Annotated in this window: 11 protein-coding genes; 3 read left to right on the forward strand and 8 right to left on the reverse strand. The window is 61.4% G+C overall.

The genetic code is table 11. The annotated features are described in order from the left end of the window. Positions 1 to 64: 64 nt before the first annotated feature. The 4 genes from ACINK1_RS01470 to ACINK1_RS01485 all read right to left on the reverse strand — a co-directional run bounded on the left by ACINK1_RS01470 (position 65) and on the right by ACINK1_RS01485 (position 6,198). Positions 65 to 3,541, reverse strand: a complete 3,477-nt coding sequence (locus ACINK1_RS01470; RefSeq protein WP_376802314.1) for an error-prone DNA polymerase — start codon at positions 3,539 to 3,541, stop codon at positions 65 to 67. Next, entirely contained in the window at positions 3,538 to 5,112 is a 1,575-nt protein-coding gene (locus ACINK1_RS01475) for a Y-family DNA polymerase (protein ID WP_376802313.1), read from the reverse strand. The genes ACINK1_RS01470 and ACINK1_RS01475 overlap by 4 nt, the downstream gene beginning before the upstream one ends. Then, a complete protein-coding gene (locus ACINK1_RS01480) occupies positions 5,015 to 5,782 on the reverse strand; it encodes an ImuA family protein (RefSeq protein ID WP_376802312.1) in 768 nt (255 codons plus the stop codon). Before ACINK1_RS01480 ends, ACINK1_RS01475 begins: the two co-directional genes overlap by 98 nt. A 218-nt stretch (positions 5,783 to 6,000) precedes the next feature. Further along, entirely contained in the window at positions 6,001 to 6,198 is a 198-nt protein-coding gene (locus ACINK1_RS01485; RefSeq protein WP_376802311.1) for a helix-turn-helix domain-containing protein, read from the reverse strand. A 389-nt stretch (positions 6,199 to 6,587) separates the two neighbouring features. On the opposite strand from ACINK1_RS01485, the gene ACINK1_RS01490 reads away from it, so the two are divergent. The 3 genes from ACINK1_RS01490 (at position 6,588) to ACINK1_RS01500 (ending at position 12,594) form a co-directional block, all read left to right on the forward strand. Then, positions 6,588 to 8,282, forward strand: a complete 1,695-nt coding sequence (locus tag ACINK1_RS01490) for an MFS transporter (RefSeq protein ID WP_376802345.1) — start codon at positions 6,588 to 6,590, stop codon at positions 8,280 to 8,282. Between the two features lie 411 nt (positions 8,283 to 8,693). Continuing rightward, positions 8,694 to 9,515: an MBL fold metallo-hydrolase gene (locus ACINK1_RS01495; protein WP_376802310.1), complete on the forward strand. Its 822-nt coding sequence runs from the start codon at positions 8,694 to 8,696 to the stop codon at positions 9,513 to 9,515. Between the two features lie 10 nt (positions 9,516 to 9,525). Next, positions 9,526 to 12,594 carry a cyclic nucleotide-binding domain-containing protein gene (locus tag ACINK1_RS01500; RefSeq protein WP_376802309.1) on the forward strand — a complete coding sequence of 1,023 codons (3,069 nt, stop codon included), beginning with the start codon at positions 9,526 to 9,528 and terminating at the stop codon, positions 12,592 to 12,594. A 13-nt stretch (positions 12,595 to 12,607) separates the two neighbouring features. On the opposite strand, the gene ACINK1_RS01505 is transcribed toward ACINK1_RS01500, so the two are convergent. From ACINK1_RS01505 to ACINK1_RS01520, 4 genes are all read right to left on the reverse strand, one after another. Next, positions 12,608 to 14,827 (reverse strand): CHASE2 domain-containing protein, encoded by a 2,220-nt coding sequence (locus ACINK1_RS01505; RefSeq protein ID WP_395759942.1) that lies wholly within the window; start codon positions 14,825 to 14,827, stop codon positions 12,608 to 12,610. 8 nt (positions 14,828 to 14,835) lie between these two features. Beyond that, a complete protein-coding gene (locus tag ACINK1_RS01510) occupies positions 14,836 to 15,969 on the reverse strand; it encodes a cyclic nucleotide-gated ion channel (protein WP_376802307.1) in 1,134 nt (377 codons plus the stop codon). Between the two features lie 63 nt (positions 15,970 to 16,032). Next, positions 16,033 to 18,477, reverse strand: a complete 2,445-nt coding sequence (locus tag ACINK1_RS01515; RefSeq protein ID WP_376802305.1) for a FecR domain-containing protein — start codon at positions 18,475 to 18,477, stop codon at positions 16,033 to 16,035. An 11-nt stretch (positions 18,478 to 18,488) separates the two neighbouring features. Continuing rightward, positions 18,489 to 19,871 carry a hypothetical protein gene (locus ACINK1_RS01520; protein ID WP_376802303.1) on the reverse strand — a complete coding sequence of 461 codons (1,383 nt, stop codon included), beginning with the start codon at positions 19,869 to 19,871 and terminating at the stop codon, positions 18,489 to 18,491. Between the last annotated feature and the right edge of the window lie 421 nt (positions 19,872 to 20,292).

Consider the following 20,292-nt stretch of genomic DNA (forward strand, 5'->3'; position numbering starts at 1 on the left):
GGCTCGCCATATCCCGCGCTCGATTTGGCTTTGGTGAACGATGGCGCTGCCCATTCGCTCTTCCTCAATGAAAATCGCGGCTTTTTGGCAGAAGCCGGGCATCGCGCGGATGGCGGTTGCGTGGCGGCGGGGCCAGATGAAGAGGAGGCGGGAGGAGGACGCCTGTGCTCGTCCCCGCTCCGGCAGGCGAATGGAGGGTCGCGCCCTCATCGCCCGGCGACAGCAGGGAGGCGGTAAGGGTCTGGCCGCTGCCATGGTCCTCCCACAGGCGTTCAAGCATGGCCGAGCGATCGATGATGTTGCTTGCCATCAGATGCACCACGCCTTCAGGGCTTTTCTGCACCCGCCCCTCCACCAGCATCAATCGCGCCGCCATCACCGGGCGGCGCAGGCTTTCAAACTGACGCGCCCATAACACGCAATTGGTGACACCGGTCTCATCCTCGATGGTGATGAAGATGGCATTGCCCTTGCCGGGACGCTGGCGCACCAGAACAAGGCCGGCCGTCCGCGTGAAGCGCCCATCGCTGCGTGCCGAAGTCTCAGCGCAGGAGCACACATCGCGCGCTGGAAAAAACCGGCGCAGCAACGCCATCGGATGAGCTTTGAGCGAGAGCCTCATCGTCTGGTAATCATTGGCGACCTGCTCGCCAAGCCCCATCACCGGCAGCCGGGCATCAGGTTCGACCCCCAGTTCGCGCGCTTCCTGGACCGCAAAAAGCGGAAGCGGATCGTCTTCAGGCAGCCGCCGCACCTCCCAGAGCGCGGCGCGTCGGTCAAGGCTGAGTGAGCCAAACGCATCCGCCTCCGCCAGCGCCCGCATGGGTCGCCCATGAAGTTTTGCCCGCCGTGCCACCTCCTCGATCGTTGCATAGCCCTCACGCCGTCCAGCCGTCAGCCGTGTGGCTTGCGCTTCATGAATGGCGGCCGCCTGGCGAAATCCAAGACGCAACGCCAGCCTCGCGCGCCCCGTTTCTGCCGGCTGGCCGGGCGCGGCCGGTTCAAGCGTATTGTCCCAGAAGCTGTGGTTGACATCGACAGGGCGCACCTCCACCCCATGGTCTCTTGCATCGCGCACGATCTGGGCTGGCGCATAAAACCCCATGGGTTGCGCATTCAGGAGAGCGGCGGCGAAGATGTCCGGGTAGTGGCATTTGAGCCACGATGAAATATAGACCAGCTTGGCAAACGAGGCGGCATGGCTTTCCGGGAAGCCGTAGGAGCCGAAACCCTTGATCTGGTTGTAGCAGTTTTGCGCAAAATCCCGTGTGTAGCCACGCGCGACCATGCGCTCCACCATCATTGCCTCGAAGCGATGAATGGTGCCGGTATGGCGGAAGGTTGCCATGGCGCGGCGCAGCTGGTTGGCTTCGACGTCGGAAAATGTCGCAGCCACCATCGCAAGCTGCATCGCCTGCTCCTGGAAAAGCGGCACGCCCATCGTCTTGCCAAGCACGGCACGCAGCTCATCCGCCGGCCCGTGCTGGGGCGCAGGCGCAGGATAGCTCACCTTTTCCGCGCCCGAGCGTCGCCGCAGATAGGGGTGCACCATATTGCCCTGGATGGGGCCGGGGCGGACGATCGCCACCTGGATCACGAGATCGTAGAATACGCGCGGCTTGAGACGCGGCAGCATGTTGATCTGCGCCCGGCTTTCCACCTGAAAGACGCCAATCGAATCGCCACGCCGCAGCATGGCGTACGTATCAGGATCGTCCGCCGGCACATCGGCAAGAGCCATATCGATCCCGTGGTGATCGCGCATGAGATCGAAAGCCTTGCGGATGCAGGTCAGCATACCAAGTGCCAGGATATCGACCTTCATCAGGCCCAGCGCATCGATATCGTCCTTGTCCCATTCGATGAAGGTGCGCTCCGCCATCGCCGCATTGCCAATCGGCACCAGCTCATCAAGACGCCCGCGCGTCAGCACAAACCCGCCGACATGCTGCGACAGATGGCGGGGAAAGCCGATCAGGCGCTTGGCAAAGGCAACCGCCCGCGCGATTGCCGGACTGTCGGGATCAAGACCTGCCTGCCTCACCTGCGCCCGGGTGATGTCAGACCCCCAGCTTCCCCATTGCGTGCCGGCGAGGGCGGTGGTGATGTCTTCCGACAGGCCGAGGACCTTGCCAACCTCGCGGATGGCGCTTTTGGGCCGGTAATGGATGACGGTGGCGGCAAGCCCTGCCCGCTCGCGGCCATAGCGCGCATAGATATGCTGGATGATCTCCTCGCGCCGCTCATGCTCGAAATCGACATCGATATCCGGCGGTTCCCGCCGCTCCTCCGAGATGAAGCGCGCAAACAGCACATTATGCTCGGCCGGATCGACGCAGGTGATACCAAGCACATAGCAGACGGCGGAATTGGCGGCTGAGCCCCGCCCCTGGCAGAGAATACCCTTGTCGACAGCCACCCGCACGATGTCATAGACGGTGAGGAAATAACGCGCGTAATCAAGCTTGGCGATGAGCGCCAGTTCGCGGTGCAGCAGGGCCTCCACCTTGTGTGGAACGCCGTCTGGATAGCGCATCGCCGCATGGCGCAATGTCAGCTCTTCCAGCCAGCTCTGCGCCTGCCAGCCCGGCGGCACCGGTTCCTCGGGATAATCATAGGTGAGCTCGCCAAGATCGAAATCAAGACGGGCAAGAAGCGCCTGTGTTTCGCTGATCGCCTCCGGGCAATCGCCAAACAGGCGTGCCATCTCGGCTGGATGCTTGAGGTGGCGCTCGGCATTGATCTCAAGGGCACGTCCGGCGCTTTCAATCGTCATGCCCTGGCGGATACAGGCGAGAATATCCTGCAGATCGCGTGCATCAGGCGTGGCATAGAGAACATCATTGCTGGCAATGAGCGGCACGCAAGCTGCCTGTGCCCTCTCCCTGAGCTTTACCAGCCGGCGCCGGTCATCGCCGCGCCGGGGCATGGTGGCACCAAGCCAGAGCGCGCCGGGGAAGGCATCGCCCAGCTGCGCCAGCAAGGCGGGGAGAGGCGCCAGATTGCGCTCTGGCATGACGATCACCAGCAGATCGCCGGCATGCGACAGAAGATCGCCGAGGCTCAGATGAAAATCGCCTTTTGCAGCCCGCCTGTTCCCCGTTGTCAGCAGGCGGCACAGACGCGCCCAGCCCGTGCGGTTTTGCGCATAGGCGACGATGTCGGGCGTGCCATCGCCAAAGGCTAGACGGACGCCGGTTGCCAGTTTGAAGCGTTGCGCCCGCTGCCGCACCTGGGCGCGTAACGCCTCCATCGCCGGCGTGTCGTCATCAAGCGCAGAGGAGATGTAATGATATTCGCCCGGCCCCGCTCCCTGGCGCTGCTTCACCGCAGGCAGGATCCCGCCCGCGCGCAATTCCCTGAGCGCTGACCACGCCCTGACCACCCCGGCCAGCGTGTTGCGATCAGCAATGCCAAGACCGGTATGTCCGAGCAGCAGCGATGTCAGCACCAGATCGGCGGCAGGAGAGGCGCCGCGCAGGAATGAGAAATTTGTTGCCGCGACCGGTTCGGCATAAGGCGGCACCGGGTGATCCTTCATGCAAAAAGCCCGTGCAGAAACCAGCGCGGATGAGTGGTGCTGTCCTCGTAAAGCCCTTCGCGAAAAATCCAGAAACGTTGACCCGTGGCATCTTCCACCCGGTAATAATCGCGGACGGCCGGCGGGTGATCGCCGCCAGCGATGTGGCTGTGCCACCATTCAGGGGCGATCCGCTCGGGTCCCTCCGCAAGGGCCACCTCGTGGAGCTGACGGCGCCAGCGAAATCTGCGGGGAGGGCTGTCTGGCACCTCGGCCAGCGCCTCGATGAGCTGCGGGCGCTCAAAGAGCGTCAGCGGGCGAAGCGGCGGATGGCCGGGCTCAAGGGGCGGCCAGGAGGCGGAAGAGGCCGGTGAGAGATAGGGCACGACCCCTCCGGCCTCCCCCGGATCATGGGTCGCGCGCGCTACAAACCGCTGGACATGGTCACGCCCGAACCGCGCCACCAGCCGGTCGACGAGATCGGCAAGACCGCGCTTCTCCTCATCCGCCACCTGCCCGCCGGAGAGATGATGCTGACGCTCGTCAAGCGTCTCGCCCCATGTCACGGCAAGGCGCAGGGCGTCAAACCCGAAGCCGGGATCGAGAGGATCGGCGAGTGTGGTGATCTTCAGTGCGATGAGGCGCATCAGCCGGGCGCCATCGCGCATGGCTTGCGCTGTTTCAATTGTCAGCCGCCGCACGGCCCCATCGGCACGAAAGAAGATGACCTCAAACCCCCGCCCGCCCGCGCCGCGCCGCTCCAGCAGGCTCATCACATCGCCCGCCAGCCTTGCCAGCTCTGCCAGCAATCCCTCCATGGCGGTGATGGGCGTGGCAAAATGCTTGTCTGCCATGATCTCCGGCGGTGGCCGAAGCGGCGTGATGCGGATATCGTCGCGCCCCAGAATCCGCTGCAGGATGTCCACCAGCCCTGCGCCGAAGCGTGCCGCCAGCAAGGAAGACGGGCGGTCGGCAAGATCGCCCAGCGTTCTGAGCCCCGCCCGCGTCAGGGCCAGCGTGATATGTCTTTCCTGCTCAAGGGCTGCCACCGGCAACGCCCGCGCCGCCCTCTCCTCTGTGGCGGGTGGCAGGCGTTCGGTGGATGAGAAACGAGCGAACGCCCATGCCGCATCAGGAGTATTGGCAAGGGCAGCACGCGTCGCCAGCCCGAGGCGATTGAGGTTGCGCCGGGCCTGGATCAGAAGCGCTTCCTCGCCGTCGAAAAGATGGGCGCAGCCGGTAATGTCGAGGATGAGGCCCTCTCTTCCCCTGAGAGTCACCAGCGGCGTAAATTTCTCGCAGACCGCCGCAGCTGCCAGCAGATAATCTGCATCAGCGGCATGGTCCATGGCCGCTGTCATCAGGTTCGGGACCAGGGCGCGCGCCTCGGCAAGGGCCATGTCGAGGGCAAGTTTGCAGCGCCTGGCAAGCGGGTCGAGGGCAGCAATCCGCAGCGCGCCCCGCTCTTTCTGCGTGAGAACAAAGGGCGGCTCATCAGCTGTGCCGCTGCGCGGCCGGTTCAATGCCCGGCATGCCCGGTCGGTTGACAGGAAGGGCAGCCACAGCCCGAGATAGCGGCGCGGTTCCGTCAATGCCGGTGCGATCGTCAATGAGGGAATCGGCGATGGTAACAACGGAATGGATGACGAGGTCTCGGACATCACGGTCCCACTCCACAAGATAGCGCAGACCTTCCCGGCCATGGCGGGTGCGCAACAGGGTCAGATCAAAAAGCGGGTGGCCAGGGGCACGTGCTGCCAAGGCCCGCGATGGTGCCGGGTGGATCAGCCAACGCGTCTCGGCCGCGCTGGCATGGGGCGTGGCGGCCATCCGCGTGATGAAAACGCCGATGCCTGAAGCCTTCGCCGCCAGCACCAGACGCCGGCTTGCGGTCAGATCATAGGCTTTTGCCTCGCCCCATAATTCGATCATCACCGCCCCGAGGCCGTGGCAGCGTGCGCCTTCAAGCCCTGCCTGGAGCGCGCCGGTGACATCAGGCGTCCGCACCAGGATCACCTGCGCCGGATCAACACCGAATTCCGCAAGGCCCGCCGCATAGGGCGCGCCATGTTCCCGATCAAGGGCGGCGTGGCGAACCCACAGCTTCGGGCCGCGTTTGGCCAGGTGCATCAGGGCCAGGACCCCGCCTGTCATGGCCATGCTCCGGATGCCGGTGCCGGCATAGAACTCATGCACCGCCTCGCCCGCCAGCGTGAATTGGGGCCGTGCATCCGGGTCGGCATGGGGTAACGGTCTTGGCATGAGGGTCATGACAGCACGATCAAATGTTCATGGTACGTTCTTATCATCAGCACCCCGCTCCAAGAGTCAAGCGCGGATATGGTCAAGCGTGGATATGGATGGAAACGATAAGGATGGTTAAGACCGCGTGATGCCGCGTCTCGATCGGCGTGCTCAGTCGCTCCGCCGCCTCGCCTCCTGCCAGCGGGCGGTGCACCAAAAAAGGATGGGTTTGGGCTCTACACTTCGCCCGAACGTCGCGGCATGGTGGCGTTCTCCAGCAAAAACGCCTCAAGATCCTTGTGAGCAACCCGCCATTCCCGCCCGAATTTGATCGCCCGGATCTGGCGCTGCGCAATCCAGCTGCGCACGGTCGCTTCCTTGACCTTCAACAGTTCTGCAACCTCGTGAAGAGTGAGCAAGGGTCGAGACAACATCGCGGAATTCTCCCGTTTTGCTCGTTTCGGTACGCGTACACGCCGATCGAACCAAGATGACACCGCCTCAGCGTATCATACCCGTCGCCAAACCGCTGTCATCGCATCCACCGCATCGCATCCACAGCATAACGCCGTTCTGCCAGCTCAATATAGGCGATATTACTGGCGTTATAAGATCGTTTGTATTGGTTTGTATCTGTTTAAAAATGTTTATAGTTGTCAAGATATCTCCATATGTGTATGAAAATTTTTACGCAGAGCTCCTCAAGCAGGAGAGTGCCAACAAAATCCAGCCTGAAGGCTGGCCGAGGATGCTGACAGGGAGGGTATTAATCATGACCGATACAACCATCGCCGGGGCGGGTGCTGCCGAGCGGGCCCGGCCGATGACACGAGAGGAACGCAAGGTTATCGCTGCGTCCTCCGCCGGTACTATTTTTGAATGGTATGATTTCTATCTTTATGGATCGCTGGCGGCGATTATCGCCAACCAGTTCTTTTCGCCTTTCCCCGAAGCAACCCGCAATGTTTTCGCCCTGCTGGCGTTTGCTGCCGGCTTCCTCGTACGCCCTTTCGGCGCCCTCTTCTTTGGCCGTCTTGGTGATATCGTCGGGCGCAAATATACCTTCCTCCTCACCATCATGATCATGGGCATTTCGACCTTCATTGTCGGCTTGCTGCCAACCTATGCCTGGCTCGAAAGCAATTTCGCTATTGGTTGGCTGGCGCCCGTCATCCTGATCGTTCTGCGCATGTTGCAGGGCCTGGCGCTCGGCGGTGAATATGGTGGCGCCGTTGTCTATGTGGCCGAACATGCGCCTCACGGTCGCCGCGGCTATTTCACCAGCTGGATCCAGACCACAGCCACACTTGGTTTGCTCCTTTCGCTCATGGTCATCCTCGGTGTTCGCACCTGGACCGGTGAGAAGGAGTTCGCCGAATGGGGTTGGCGCATCCCCTTCCTGCTGTCGATCTTCCTGCTGGCAATTTCCGTGTGGATTCGCTTGCAAATGGAAGAAAGCCCGATCTTCAAGAAGATCAAGGATGAGGGCAAGCAGTCAAAAGCGCCGCTCAGCGAAGCTTTCGGGCAATGGAAGAACGCCAGGTTTGCGCTCATCGCTCTCTTGGGACTTGTCGCTGGCCAAGCGGTCGTGTGGTATACGGGACAGTTCTACGCCCTGTTCTTCCTGCAAAGCATCTTGCGTGTTGATCCCTTCACCGCCAACGTGCTGATTGCCTGGTCGCTCATCCTGGGTACGGCAGGGTTTGTGATCTTTGGTTCGCTGTCCGATCATATCGGTCGCAAGCCGATCATTCTGGCTGGCATGGTCCTGGCTGTCCTCACCTATTTCCCGGTGTTTCAGTTCATTACCGCCACCGCCAACCCGCAGCTTGACCGGGCCCAGCAGACAACCAAGGTAACGGTCATCGCCGCCAAGGATGACTGCTCGTTCCAGTTCAACCCGACGGGTACGTCCAAATTCACCAATTCCTGTGATGTGGCGAAGGCTCTGCTGGCCCGCAACTCAGTGAATTACTCGGTCGAACCTGCACCCGCTGGCTCAATCGCGAAAATCAAGGTCGGCAATACCGAAGTACCGGCTTATGATTTGAGCAAGCTGACGGGGGACGCGGTCCGCACCACACCTGCGGCCTTCACCAAGTCTGTCAATGAAGCGCTTGCGGCGGGTGGCTATCCGATGGCAGGCCAGCCCAATCCGGAGCTGGTGAAGATGTCTGGCTTCTTTGACATCTTCCGCGCCCAGACCTTCGGGCTTGTCCTGGTTCTGACCTATCTCGTCATCCTGGTAACCATGGTCTACGGACCAATTGCTGCAGCCCTGGTCGAGCTCTTCCCGACCCGCATCCGCTACACCGGTATGTCGCTGCCCTACCACATCGGCAATGGCTGGTTCGGCGGATTGATGCCGGCAACGGCCTTTGCCATGATCGCCCAGACTGGCGACCCCTATTTCGGTCTCTGGTATCCGCTGGTGATTGCTGCCGGATGCTTCGTGATCGGTCTGTTCTTCTTCACTGATAATTACAAGAAGGACATCTTCGCCGAAGACAACAAGTAACTCCTGCACCTATCGTCATTGCGGGCGTCAGGACGTCGATCCTGACGCCCGCACCTGTTTTGTCGCATTGTTTCCGGCCAACCGTTATTCACCTGGCCGCAAAAGGCTCTGGCGCCGGTGCTGATGGCCGAGTGTCATCGAAGCACCCCGACCAGGCTGAACTCTCTTTGGCCGCGCTCGTGGCCTGAAGGCGACGCAGGCAGTCGAAAGCCGCCATCCCGTTAATTCAAGACAGCGATGACAGGCGCGGGCATCATCGCCCCGGCCATTGATGCTCTCGACGCACCCGGTTACGTTTGGCACAGTCGACTGATGCCGCTAGCCTGCTTCTCCGACCACGGACCTGAAACCACTGATGATGACACATGCAACGGTAACACGGGTTGACGGGCACCATGTGAGCAGAGGCCCGTGACCGGGATATCCATCCGTTTCTGGGGCGTTGGCGGCTCGATGCCGGCGCGCGCTTCCAGGCGCCGCATGTTTGGCGTGCAGACATGCTGTTTTGAAATCCGCGCCGGCCATCAGCGTCTTATCATCGATGCCGGCACCGGCATTGCCGATCTCGGCCACAGCCTGGCGGACGATGACGCCGCCGCGCTCGACATTCTGCTCACCCATTGTCATTGGGACCATATCTTCGGCTTGACCGGCTTTTCGCCCATGTTCGCCAGCGGGCGGAAGATCAATCTGCGCTTTGCCGCCCTGTCGGGCGAAAGTCCTGCGGATGTTCTCGATGCCTTGTTCAAGCCGCCCTATTTTCCGCTTGCCCCGGGTGATCTGCGCAGCACGATTTCACTGCAGACGATCGCGCCTGCAATCCCCTTCACCCTGGATGCCCTGACGGTGCGCCCCATCGCGCTCAATCATCCAAACGGGGCCAGCGGATTTCGGATCGACAGCAGCGATGCCGCGATCGCCATCATCACCGACCACGAACACGGCGTGGGGGCAATCGATGACGAGATCGTCAAGCTGTGCGCCAATGTCGACCTGCTCATCTATGATGCCATGTGGGACGGCGATGTCGACTATCAGGCGCATCGCGGCTGGGGCCATTCGACCTGGCAGGCCGGCCTTGACATCCTGCGGCGGGCAGGGGGCAAGCGGCTCGTCTGCGTCCATCACGATCCACGGCTGAGCGATGAGGACCTGTCCGCGCGCGAAAGGCGGCTGCAGAGCGAGCATCCGGACAGTCTGTTTGCGCGCGAAGGGATGACGTTGAGGACATGAGCGCAGCGCGATGAAACCATTGTTTGCCTATATCTGGGAGCATTCAAGGCGCGAGCAATTGCTTATCCTGCTCGTGGTGCTTCTGTCGTTTCCGTTCTATTTCTATTCGCTCGATCTGCCGAAATATATCGTCTCGGACGCCATTCAGGGCCGCGCCTTTGCGGCTGGAAAAACCGAAGCCGTTCTGTTCCATCTGGCGCTGACCCTGCCAGGTTTTCTGGGTGGCGCCCATGTCGAGCTTTTCTCCGGCATCAGCCTGTCGCGGCTGCCTTATCTCTTTGCCTTGAGCGCGCTCTTCCTGCTGCTTGTCGTTATCAACGGCGTGTTCAAATATATCATCAATATGCGCAAGGGGGCGCTCGGCGAGCGTCTGCTGCAATATCTGCGCTTTGATCTTTTTTCGCTCCTGCTGCGCTTCTCGCCCGAGGCTCTGCGCAACGTCAAGGCGTCGGAAGCCGCCACCATCATCAAGGACGAGGTCGAACCCATCGGTGGCTTTGTCGGCGATGCCTTCATTCAACCCGTCTTCCTCGGTGGTCAGGCGCTGACGGCTCTCACCTTCATCCTCCTGCAAAGCCCGATTCTTGGATTTCTGGCCGGGCTGATTGTCTTTGTTCAGGCAGCCGTCATCCCGCGCTTGCGCCGCGAGCAGATACGGCTCGGCAAGGAGCGCCAATTGCGCTCACGCGCCCTGGCCGGGCGTATCGGCGAAGTGGTGGACGGCATCAGTGAGGTCGGCAATCACGGTACCAGCGCGTTTGAGCGCCAGCGCATCGGCGGCATGCTCGAACAACTCTTCACCATCCGCTACCGGCTCTACGGCCGCAAATTCGCAGTCAAATTTGCCAATAATTTGCTGGCCCAGATGACGCCCTTCCTCTTTTACACGCTGGGTGGCGTCGCTGCCCTGCGGGGCGAGATCGATATTGGTCAGCTGGTCGCTGTCATTGCCGCCTATCGCGAATTGCCGCCACCCGTGAAAGAACTCATCGACTGGGACCAGCAGCGCCTCGATGTCGATGTCAAATACCAGCAGGTCGTGGAACAATTCAGCGCCGGCGTGGCGCCGAGCGTCCCATCCCCCTCAACCGCCGACATGCCCGACCTCATCAACGGCTCGATCGTCATCCAGGGCCTGAAGGTGATGAGCGCAAGTGACGACGTTCTGGTCGATGGCATCAATCTTACTTTGCCGCTTGGCAAGCACGTCGTGCTGGCTGAGCGGGCTGGCGATGGCGCGCGCACCCTGGCGCAAATCCTTGGCCGCCGCCTCAGCCTGTACACAGGCTCGATCCGCATCAACGGTGCTGATCTGTCAACCCTGCCCGTCTCGCTCCACGGGCGCCACGTCGCCCACGCCATCCCTGATGCCGCCATCTTCGACGGCAGCATCCGCGACAATCTCATTTACAGTCTGCAGCAGCGGGTCAACGAGCCCGACATGCATGGTGTTGCGGTGGCGGCGGACTGTGTGGATTATTCACTGGCGGGCGTTGAGGACGCAGCCGGCCTTGATCACGCGATTGGCGAGGTTCTGCGCGATGTTGGTCTCGACGAGGCGGTCTTCCGCTTTGGTTTGGCCCGCAAGCTTGAGTCCGGTGGCGATGGGCTCGTGGAGCACATGGTGGAATTGCGCGGCGATGTGCGCCGTCAACTTGATGAAAGCGGGCTTGCCGCGCTGGTCGAACCCTTCGATGCCGATGCCTACAACGACAATTCGACCATTGGCGAAAACCTGCTGTTCGGCGTTCCTCTCGGTGAAGCGATGCGTGACACCAACCTCGCCATGTTGCCGTTCACCCGCCAGCTGCTTGATCAATGCGGGTTAAGCGAAGGCCTGGCGCTGACCGGCCGGCGCATCGCGGTAACGATGGTCGAGATTTTCACCGGCGTCTCGTCCGACCATTTCCTGTTCGAGCAATTCTCCTTCATTTCGGCCGACGAACTCGACGATTTCCGCGACATGCTGGGCCGCACCGACGGTCCCGTCGCCACGTTCAGCAGCGCCGACCGTGACCGCCTGGTGGCGCTCGCTTTCCTTTACGTTGAACCGCGGCACCGCCTGGGTCTGCTTGATGCCGCGCTGCGCGACAAGATCCTGTTGGCCCGTCACCAGTTCCGCCGTGGCGCGCCAAGTGACCTGGCAACCAGCATCGAATTCTACGACAGCGAACGCTATTGCACGGCCGCGCCGCTGCGCGACAACCTGCTCTTTGGACGCATCACCTACGGAGCGTCTGGCGCGGCGGAGAAAGTGACAACCGCCATTCGCCAGTTATTGATCAAGCGGGGCTTCGATGTCGCCGTCTTCCGCCTGGGCCTCGAACAGCCCTGCGGACACGCCGGGCGTCTGCTGTTCCCCGCCCAGCGCAGCGCCATTGCTCTTGCCCGCTGCCTGATGAAACGCCCGGATATTCTGATCATCAACGAAGGCGTTCTCAACGCCAGCGAACCTGATGGCGCTGCCCTGCTTGAGAGGCTTCGCCGGCGCATGGCGGGCAAGTCCCTGTTTGTCGTCCTGCGTGCCGGCGACCCGGCAACCGGCTTCGATGCGCGCATCGAGCTTGCCGCGGGCAAAGTCGTCAGTGGCCTTGCTGCCGCCGAACGCGACACGCCCGAACCAGCCGCGCGCGCCGCCAGTGACAGTGCCGAATTGGGAGCGCTGCAAGCAGTGCCTATGTTCGCTGATGTCGATCTTGCCCGTCTCAAGCTGCTGGCCTTCACCAGCGAGCGTTTGACCTATCGGGCGGGCGACGTCGTGTTCAGGCAGGGTGATCCATCCGATTCGGCCTATGTTCTGATTTCCGGGAGAGCCGACATCATCATCAACACGGCCGACGGCCCGATGACCGTCAACACCGTCAGCCGCGGGGCGATCGTCGGTGAGATCGGTATCATTACCGGTGCGCCCCGTTCCGCAACCATCCGCGCGCTTGAGGATATCAGCGTGCTTTGCCTGCGCCAGGATATCTTCCTCAGCCTGATGAGCGAATTCCCTGAAATGTCGCTTGCCGTGACGCGCCTCGTCGTCCGCCGCCTGCAGGATAACATTGCCACCCTGCAATCACAGCGGCGGTGATCGACGCGCGGCGTTACTTGTCGTCCATCGTCGTACTGCCATCCCAATCAGCAGGTGGTGGCGCAAGCAGCAGGGCGGTAGCCCGCTTGCTATAGACGTCATAAAGCCCGGCAAGCCGCAAAGGTGCTAGCGCGCGCGCCGCGTTCGCCTTGTCGATGACGGCCTCGAAGCGTCGTTCGCGATAGGCGTCAAGCACCTCGTGATGGGCAAGACGATACGCGGCGAAATCGCCGCGCGCGGCCTCTTCCTCGCTGCCCATCAGCGTGAAGAGACGCGTTGCCTGCACCTTGCCCTTGAGCCGCACGAGATCGACTTCGATCCACGGCAGGTCAGGCGCGAGATCGTGCGTGGTCTCCGCCGCCAGCAGATCAACGCCCAGATATTTGGTGGCCCCTTCCAGACGGGAGGCGACGTTGACTTCGTCCCCGATCGCTGAGTAGTCGAACCGCCGGGTTGACCCGAGATTGCCGACGCAGCACTCGCCCGTGTTCAGTCCGATACCGAAGCGGGCAATCGGGAAATGTCGCCCCTGGGCGCTTGCCTGCGCCTGCCAGCGCTGGTTCAGTTCCGCCAGCCGGTCGATCATCAAAAGCGCGGTCCGGCCTGCATTGATGGCGTGCTTGTCGTCATCAAGCGGCGCGTTCCAGAACGCCATGATGGCGTCCCCCATATATTTGTCGACCGTGCCATTGTGATCGAGGACAAGGTCGGTCATCGGCGTCAGATAATCATTCATGAAGCGCGTAAGTTCCTGCGCGCTCATGCCTTCGGAGAGCGTGGTGAAGCTGCGCAGATCGCAGAACATGAGGGTGAGCGTGCGGTTCTCTCCGCCAAGGACAAGACGGCTTGGATCACCCGCAAGCCGCTCGACGACGGCCGGCGCGACAAAGCGCTCAAAGGCTGAACGCACCTGCCGCTTCTGCGCCTGCTCCTGCCAGTAGAGGCACGATAGCCCGGCGAGATAGATGACGCCCCCGGAGGCGCTCGGCACCACCGGGTCAACGAGGATGCCGCCTTGATGAAAAAGGTACCAGCTGCCGCCAACCAGCACAGCAACAACGCCAGCCCCGAGAAGGCCAAGGATAATGGCCGGCGTGCGCGGCAGGAACACCATGAAAATGACGCAGGAAAGGATAGCCAGCGCCGCTTCAGCGCCCAGCGCCCAGTCCGGCCGGCTGAGTTGGCCGCCGGCGATGATGTGCTCGACCAGCTGGGCGTGAACTTCGACACCCGGGATGGTCGCGTCGATAGGTGTGGTGCGCTGGTCAAGCAGCCCTGCCGCGCTGGAGCCGATGAAGAAAATGCGCCCTTCGATCTCGTCTGGTTTGATCTCGTCGGCGAGGATCTGCCAGGCCGGCACGAAGCGTCGCGGTTCATGAGCGGAGAACCGCACCCGGACATCGCCGCTTGACCCCGTATCGATCACAAATTGCCCGATCTTGACGGCGTTGACACCGGTTGCAGCGCCAAAGGCGGTTTCCCCGCTGGCGTTGGATGATTTGACGATGACCGTATCGACGCCCTGCGCCACCCTGAGCGCTTCGGCGGCAAGTCCAAGAGCTAATTTTCCGCCAACTCCGAGAAGGACCGGCACCCGCCTGATCGTCTGATCGCGATCAGGCAACCAGTTGAGCATGCCGATGCCGCTGGCCTGCGCCGCGAAGTCGGGCAGTGGCAGAACGGCAGAGGCGAACCGTGGCACGAACTGCGCCGGATCATCGCCCGCCGTTACCCATCCATGCTTTTGCGGCAAGGTGATCGTGAGCGGCGAGGCGGTGGCAATAGCCCCAAGAACGACGGGCTTGCCGGCGATGGCCGCAGCAAACACCGCATCATTGGTCGGCAGATCAACGATATCGCGCGCCACCGCGTCACGTGCAGCCGATGGCGGCAGGAGCGACAATATCTGGTCAGGGCTCGTGCGATCGCCCTCGGCAAGCGCGATGTCGAAGGCGACCACGGCAGCGCCCATCGCCGACAGCTTGTCGACCAGTTGCGCCATGCGGGTGCGCGGCCAAGGCCACTGGCCGATGCGGGTAAGCGAAGCATCATCGATATCGATGATGCGCACCGGGGCGTCCGCATCCCATTGTCGCGGCGACAGGCGCTGGTAGCTGTCGAATACCAGATCGCGCAGCGGCGCGAGGGCGTGCGGTGCGGCGATCTCGAAAAAGACAATAAGGGCAAAGGGAATGCCGACCACCAGCCAGTATAATCGGTTCGCGTAGCGCATGCCCGGCTTCAAGCCCCTCGTCTGGCGATGTCCGTCTGGCGCAAGGCATCCTTGATCCCGGGTGCGCGCTCGATTACCGCTGCAAGATCACGCTTGGAGAGCGATAACAATTTCGTCCGGCCCTTTGCATTCACCGTCGCGCTCCGTGGCTCGTCGGTGAGCAGGGCATGTTCACCGAAATAATCACCGCTGTCGAGACGGATCGGTCCCCCTTCGGTTGCAACCTCGACGCTGCCGCCAAGGATGAAATACATGCGCTCACCCGGTTCGCCACGACGGATGATGACCGCGCCGTCTTCAAATGATTCTGCATTGAGCTGCTCGGCGATAGCCGCGATGGCGGCGGCCGGCAGGCTCCTGAACAGCGGGACGCGCGCCACCATGTTCCACGTCACCACGAAGCTGCGCTTTGCCAATGTCGCGTCAAACGCGGACGCAATGACGCCCATGGGGAGCGCCAGCACGAGAAAGCCGCTGATACTGAGAATGACATAGAGCACTTGCCCGAGGCGGGTATCGGGCGTGCTGTCATCGCCGCTGGCACCCGTCACGGTGCTGATCGTCCACCAGATGACACTGGTCAGATGGCCGAATTCCTCTGGCTGACCGGCCCGCTCAAGCAGGAAAATCGCACTGCCGAAGATCATCCCGATCATGCCAACGATGATGGCGCTGGCAAAGAGGGCTTGGCGACCCAGCATCAGCGCCTGGCCAAGCGCGCTCAGCATCGGCGAATAACGCACCAGTTTGAGGCAGCGCGGCAGGGCGAGCGCCGTGGCGCGTTCAAGCGAAAGAGAGCCCGTGAGGAAGGCAAGAATGCCGGCCAGAATATAAAGATCGAGCAGGGCACCGGCCGATGAGGCATGCATCCATCGCGCCGCGACAGGTCCCATCGCCGCAAAACGGGGATTGTCGGGTGCCGCCCACAGGCGAAAGCCGTATTCGCTGCCAAGAACGATCAGCATGAGGGTTTCGCTGAAGGGCGGCACCCGGGAGGAAATGCCAAGGTCAGGCTCGATTGCCAGAACCAGAATGAGCAGGCTGACGATGATCGAGGCTGCCAGAAAATGATGAAGCCTGCCGCCCCAGGCACCCGCAAGGGCTCCATCCTCCAGCAACGTGAAATACTGCGCCCTGGTCATCGCCACATTCCGGGTTAGCCAGCCGCCAGCCAATAAGGCGACGTCGACAGAAGGGCGCGCCGTCTAGCGCCGCGCCGCAAAGATGCCGGCGGCGTTGTAAACCCCCGGCCCGCTTGGCGGCGTGCCGGTGATGGTAAATTGTCCGCCCTGTTCAAGCGGTGCGGTGCCAGCCCCGGTATTGGGGCCGAAGAACGAGCCCTGGAGCGATCCGCTGGCAGGGACAGGACTTCCACTCGTGGCGAAACTGCCGTTGAAATTGGCCCGGTTGGCTGAGTTCAGCGTACTCGTCCCGGCATAATTGCGCTGGTCGAAGGTGAAGGCGAGACTGCCCGTTCCCTGGCCGAAATTGACGGTATGATTGAAGGTGCCGCCCGCGACGTAATTGGTGCCCGTATTGGTCACAGGCGCGCTGGTACTGCCTGGTCCGAATTGCACGTTGCCGATGATGTGGCCGTTATAGGTAGCACTGCCGGTCGTCGGGATAAGCGAGCGATCAGACAATTGTCCGGCGACCCACGTCAGAAGATGTCCGCGCTCCTGATCATTGCCGCCACCAGCATTGTCGCGGACCGCGCGAGTTGACCAGAAGCCCCATTTGGTGAATTCGCACTGGCAAGGCGTGATGTCGGTCGCGGCGATGACAGCCTGTGCCGCTGCCGGATTGGTGCCGGTGATCGTATCCCAGCTGGTCAATCCCGATTGAATGTTTCGATAGGTGCCACTGCCGGTGGAACTGATGTAAGGGGCCGGCGAATCGGTTTGGGGGGCCGTTGTGTTTGGATCGCGGACCGTGCGATCACGAAGGGCAAAGGTATTTGTGTCGATATAGGTGCTGCGCGCTGCCTGTGTCGTGTTGAGATTGCCAAATTGATAGGTGCCGTTCACCAACCGAGAGCCAGCCGTACGGCTGGCCAGTTGAATATCGGCCGAGGCGCGCGATGTGCCGCCATCTAAAACGAGCGCAACATCGCTGCCATCTCCGTTTCGTCCCGTCACAGTCACAAACTGCGTGGCGATGCGATTGCCCGAGGCATCAAATGTTCCCGTCTCCAGGATTCCGCCCGCATAGCCGGCGAGCGACAGATTTGGTCGGTTTGCTCCAAGGCTGGCGGGAACCGAGGTCGAAGCAACTGATTGAGTGAAGGTATAATTTTGTCCATTGCCAGGTATGGTACCACCGAACTGGGAGGCAACATCGGCAACGGGCTGGTTGGCGCGATTGTAATCGTTTTGATCAATGGTCAAAGATACGGGAATGCGGCTGCCATCGCTCGCTAATTGCACGCTTCCTGGAACAGACGAGATAGCTGAAACCGCGAAGGCTGCTCGTTGTGTTGCTGATTGCCGCGAAGACGCTTGAATCCCGCCATTATAGATCGTTTCCTGTCCTGCCGTGAAGAACGCTTCGGTCACGACCGAGAACACCGAGGTCTGCGCTGCGCCGCGCCCGGTGATGCCAAAGCCGACCTGCAGGGTGCGGATGGTTTCGCTGGAGGCTAAATTGTCAGCACCGCCAACTCTGTAACCAAGAAGGGGCGTGGTGGTAACTTGCGTTGGGCCGACAAAAAGCGCGGTCAGATAAGGGACAGAGGACCCAGCTCCCGCACTCACACTGTAGGCGAGGGCGCGCGGGGCAAGAGAAGCTTGGATGTTTTGAACAAGTGGCGCTGCTGCTGTCGTCGTCGATGTTACCTGCGTTGACTGGCGGGTGTCGGTGACGCTTTGATTGGTGGAGCCGGTTTGCTGCGCCACCTGATTGGTCGATTGTGTCGTCGACAGCACCACATTTGACTGCGAGCGATCGCCTGCCAGCTGCGTGTTGGCTGTGGTGTCGCTGGGGGGCGTGGCGCTGCCGCCTGTTTGTCCTGACTGGCTCGTCGTCTGGCCGGTTGCGGTTGCCAGCACCTGCGGGGGGGTGCGTGTTGGCTGCGAGGGCGACTGGCCCTGGCCAACGGTTGTCGTATAGCCCTGCACCATCGTCACCGTGCCGCCGGCAAGGCCGGTGACGGTCGCAGAGCCAACGATGCTGGACGTGGTCTGCGTCTGGCTCTGCGGGTTGAACGACGTGGTGGCGACCGCCCCGCGCAGGCCGATGGTGGCGACCGGTGTCTTGATTTCGGCATTGCCATTATGGCTGATCTGCCCGCCGACGAAGCGCAGCGCCCCCTTGGCAAGGCCGATGCTCATTTTGCCGTCGCGCTTTGCTGGATCATAGACGTATTCATTGATCACAACATCGCTGTTGGGGCCGATATTGAGCGTCGATTTATCAAGAAACACCAGCTGCAGCGAGCCTGCGCCTGAGGTGACAAAGCGCTCCTTGAAGATGACCTGACTGCCTAGCGTCACCTGTTTTGTCCCACCGCCCGGCGGCGTGCTTTGGGTGAGCGGATTGACCGCGCCGGTGGTGCCGACATTCTGTGCCAACCCGTTGCTGGCAAGCGCACACACGCTCGCCCCCATCAGGAGAACGGCGTGACGGGTTTTAATCATGGATGAGCTTGCCATCGTCTTTCCCCTCAGAACCGTAACGTCGGACCGACCACCACCGTCCAATTGTGGTAGCGGAAATTGGGCAGGGTGGAGGCGTTGTTCTGCAACAAGACCTGAGCCGCAAACCCGAGATTTTCAGTAAGCGGCGCATCAAGCGACAGACCGACGCGGAATTCGCGATCCCGACGGTTGGTCGCCGGATCAATCAGCTGGTTGGGCAGCCCGTATCGTGTCCAGATCTGGCCGACAGTCGGTGTCAATGTCCAGCGCAAGGGGGCATCAATAAACGGCGCGCGGAACTCCCACTGAATGCCGATATCATAGGATTGCTGGACAAAAGCATTATAGGCAAAGAGCGAATTCGTCGCGTTATCGGCATAAGCGATACGACCAAACACCCTGAGCCCGTCGACGACCGGAACGAGAGCCGATAGCGACCCCGTCGACAGCACGCCCGTCTGCTCTCCAGCGACCGGGAATTTGTTTGAATTCTCAAAGGCGCGACGCCGCGAATCACCCACCGCTTCGAAGCTCACCCAGGGCGTCGGGATGGTGATGGCCGCGCCATAGCCGGTCGCCGTCTGGTAGCCCGTGCGGCCGAGACTTGTCACATTCACCAGCCCATAGGGGCGCACCGTCACACCGGGAAAAACATCGGGTGCCACATTGATGCGTGGCCCGGAGGTAATCTCAACCAGACCGATATCGAATTCAGGGTTGCGGTTCTGGCGTGAGATATAGCCCGACACTGTCGTCTCGAGCGTGTCGCCGCGCCCGTTCTCGATGGTCTGGACATGGCGCACGCCACCGAGGAAAAAACTGTTCCAGTCATTGCGCCGGCCGAATTGCTGATTGAGCACGGCATCAAAGCCAAGCGCTCTGACGTTCAGCGATGATGGCCCGGCATTGACGTTGGACTGATAGCGCGCGCCAGACTGGAAATAGCCTGAAAACTGGCTGGGATTATCGCGACGATCGATCTCCTGGATGAAGGCCTGGGCGCGCGCGCGCACTTCTTCCGGCACGCCCTCGCCCTCGACCGCGCTGGTGAAGTAGACGCGTGCCTGGCCGTAGGCTTTGAGCTTGTAATAAAGAACGCCGAGTTCGAGCCGCACGCGCGACAATTTCGGATTGTAGAAGAGCAGGCGTTCAAGCGCGCCAATCGCCGCTTCGTCCTCGTCAAGCGCGGCGGCCACCTGGGCAAACCTGAACGACGCGTCAAGATCCGACGGGTTTTTCAGCGTGATCAGAAAGAGTTGTTCGTATTGCTCGCGCGATGGCGGGGCCGTGGCCGTTTGCGCCTGCGCAGAGGATATCGTGGCAACAACGGCGCACAGGCCGGCCACAAGCCAGTTTCGGTGACCGAACCGGCGCCGTCCCCCACCCTGCCTGAAATTTGCAATCACCATGACCACCAAAACTCCGGATGAAGCGGATCGACACATTTCAAAACTCTTCGAAACCGTCTCGGCCTGCAAAAAAGACCGCAATGGATCGGATCGCATACAAATTTCGTAAATCCATACTCCAATCCGGGGAAATTGCCTCGTTTCTTACGAAATTGTAAACGCCCGGGCAGGCGCGGAAAAACTGCTGAAATCGTCGTCAACGTCGAAGTGATGAAAAGTTTGAAGAATTTATAACAACTTACGAGCGTAAATTGAGCGCGCAAGAAATGCCACACCTATGACGTAACGGAAGATTTGTGCGAATTGTTGCAAAATAAGCACAATGAATCGAGCCTTCGGCGCAACAAAAAGGGCGGCAAATCGCGACCGGAGCCCGGCTGTTTGGTCAGCCTGGCCGTATCTCAAGCGGCGTGTTGCTTGA

Source organism: Raskinella chloraquaticus (SeqCode) (assembly GCF_021731865.1).
Classification (GTDB): Bacteria; Pseudomonadota; Alphaproteobacteria; order Rhizobiales; family UBA4765; genus Raskinella; species Raskinella chloraquaticus.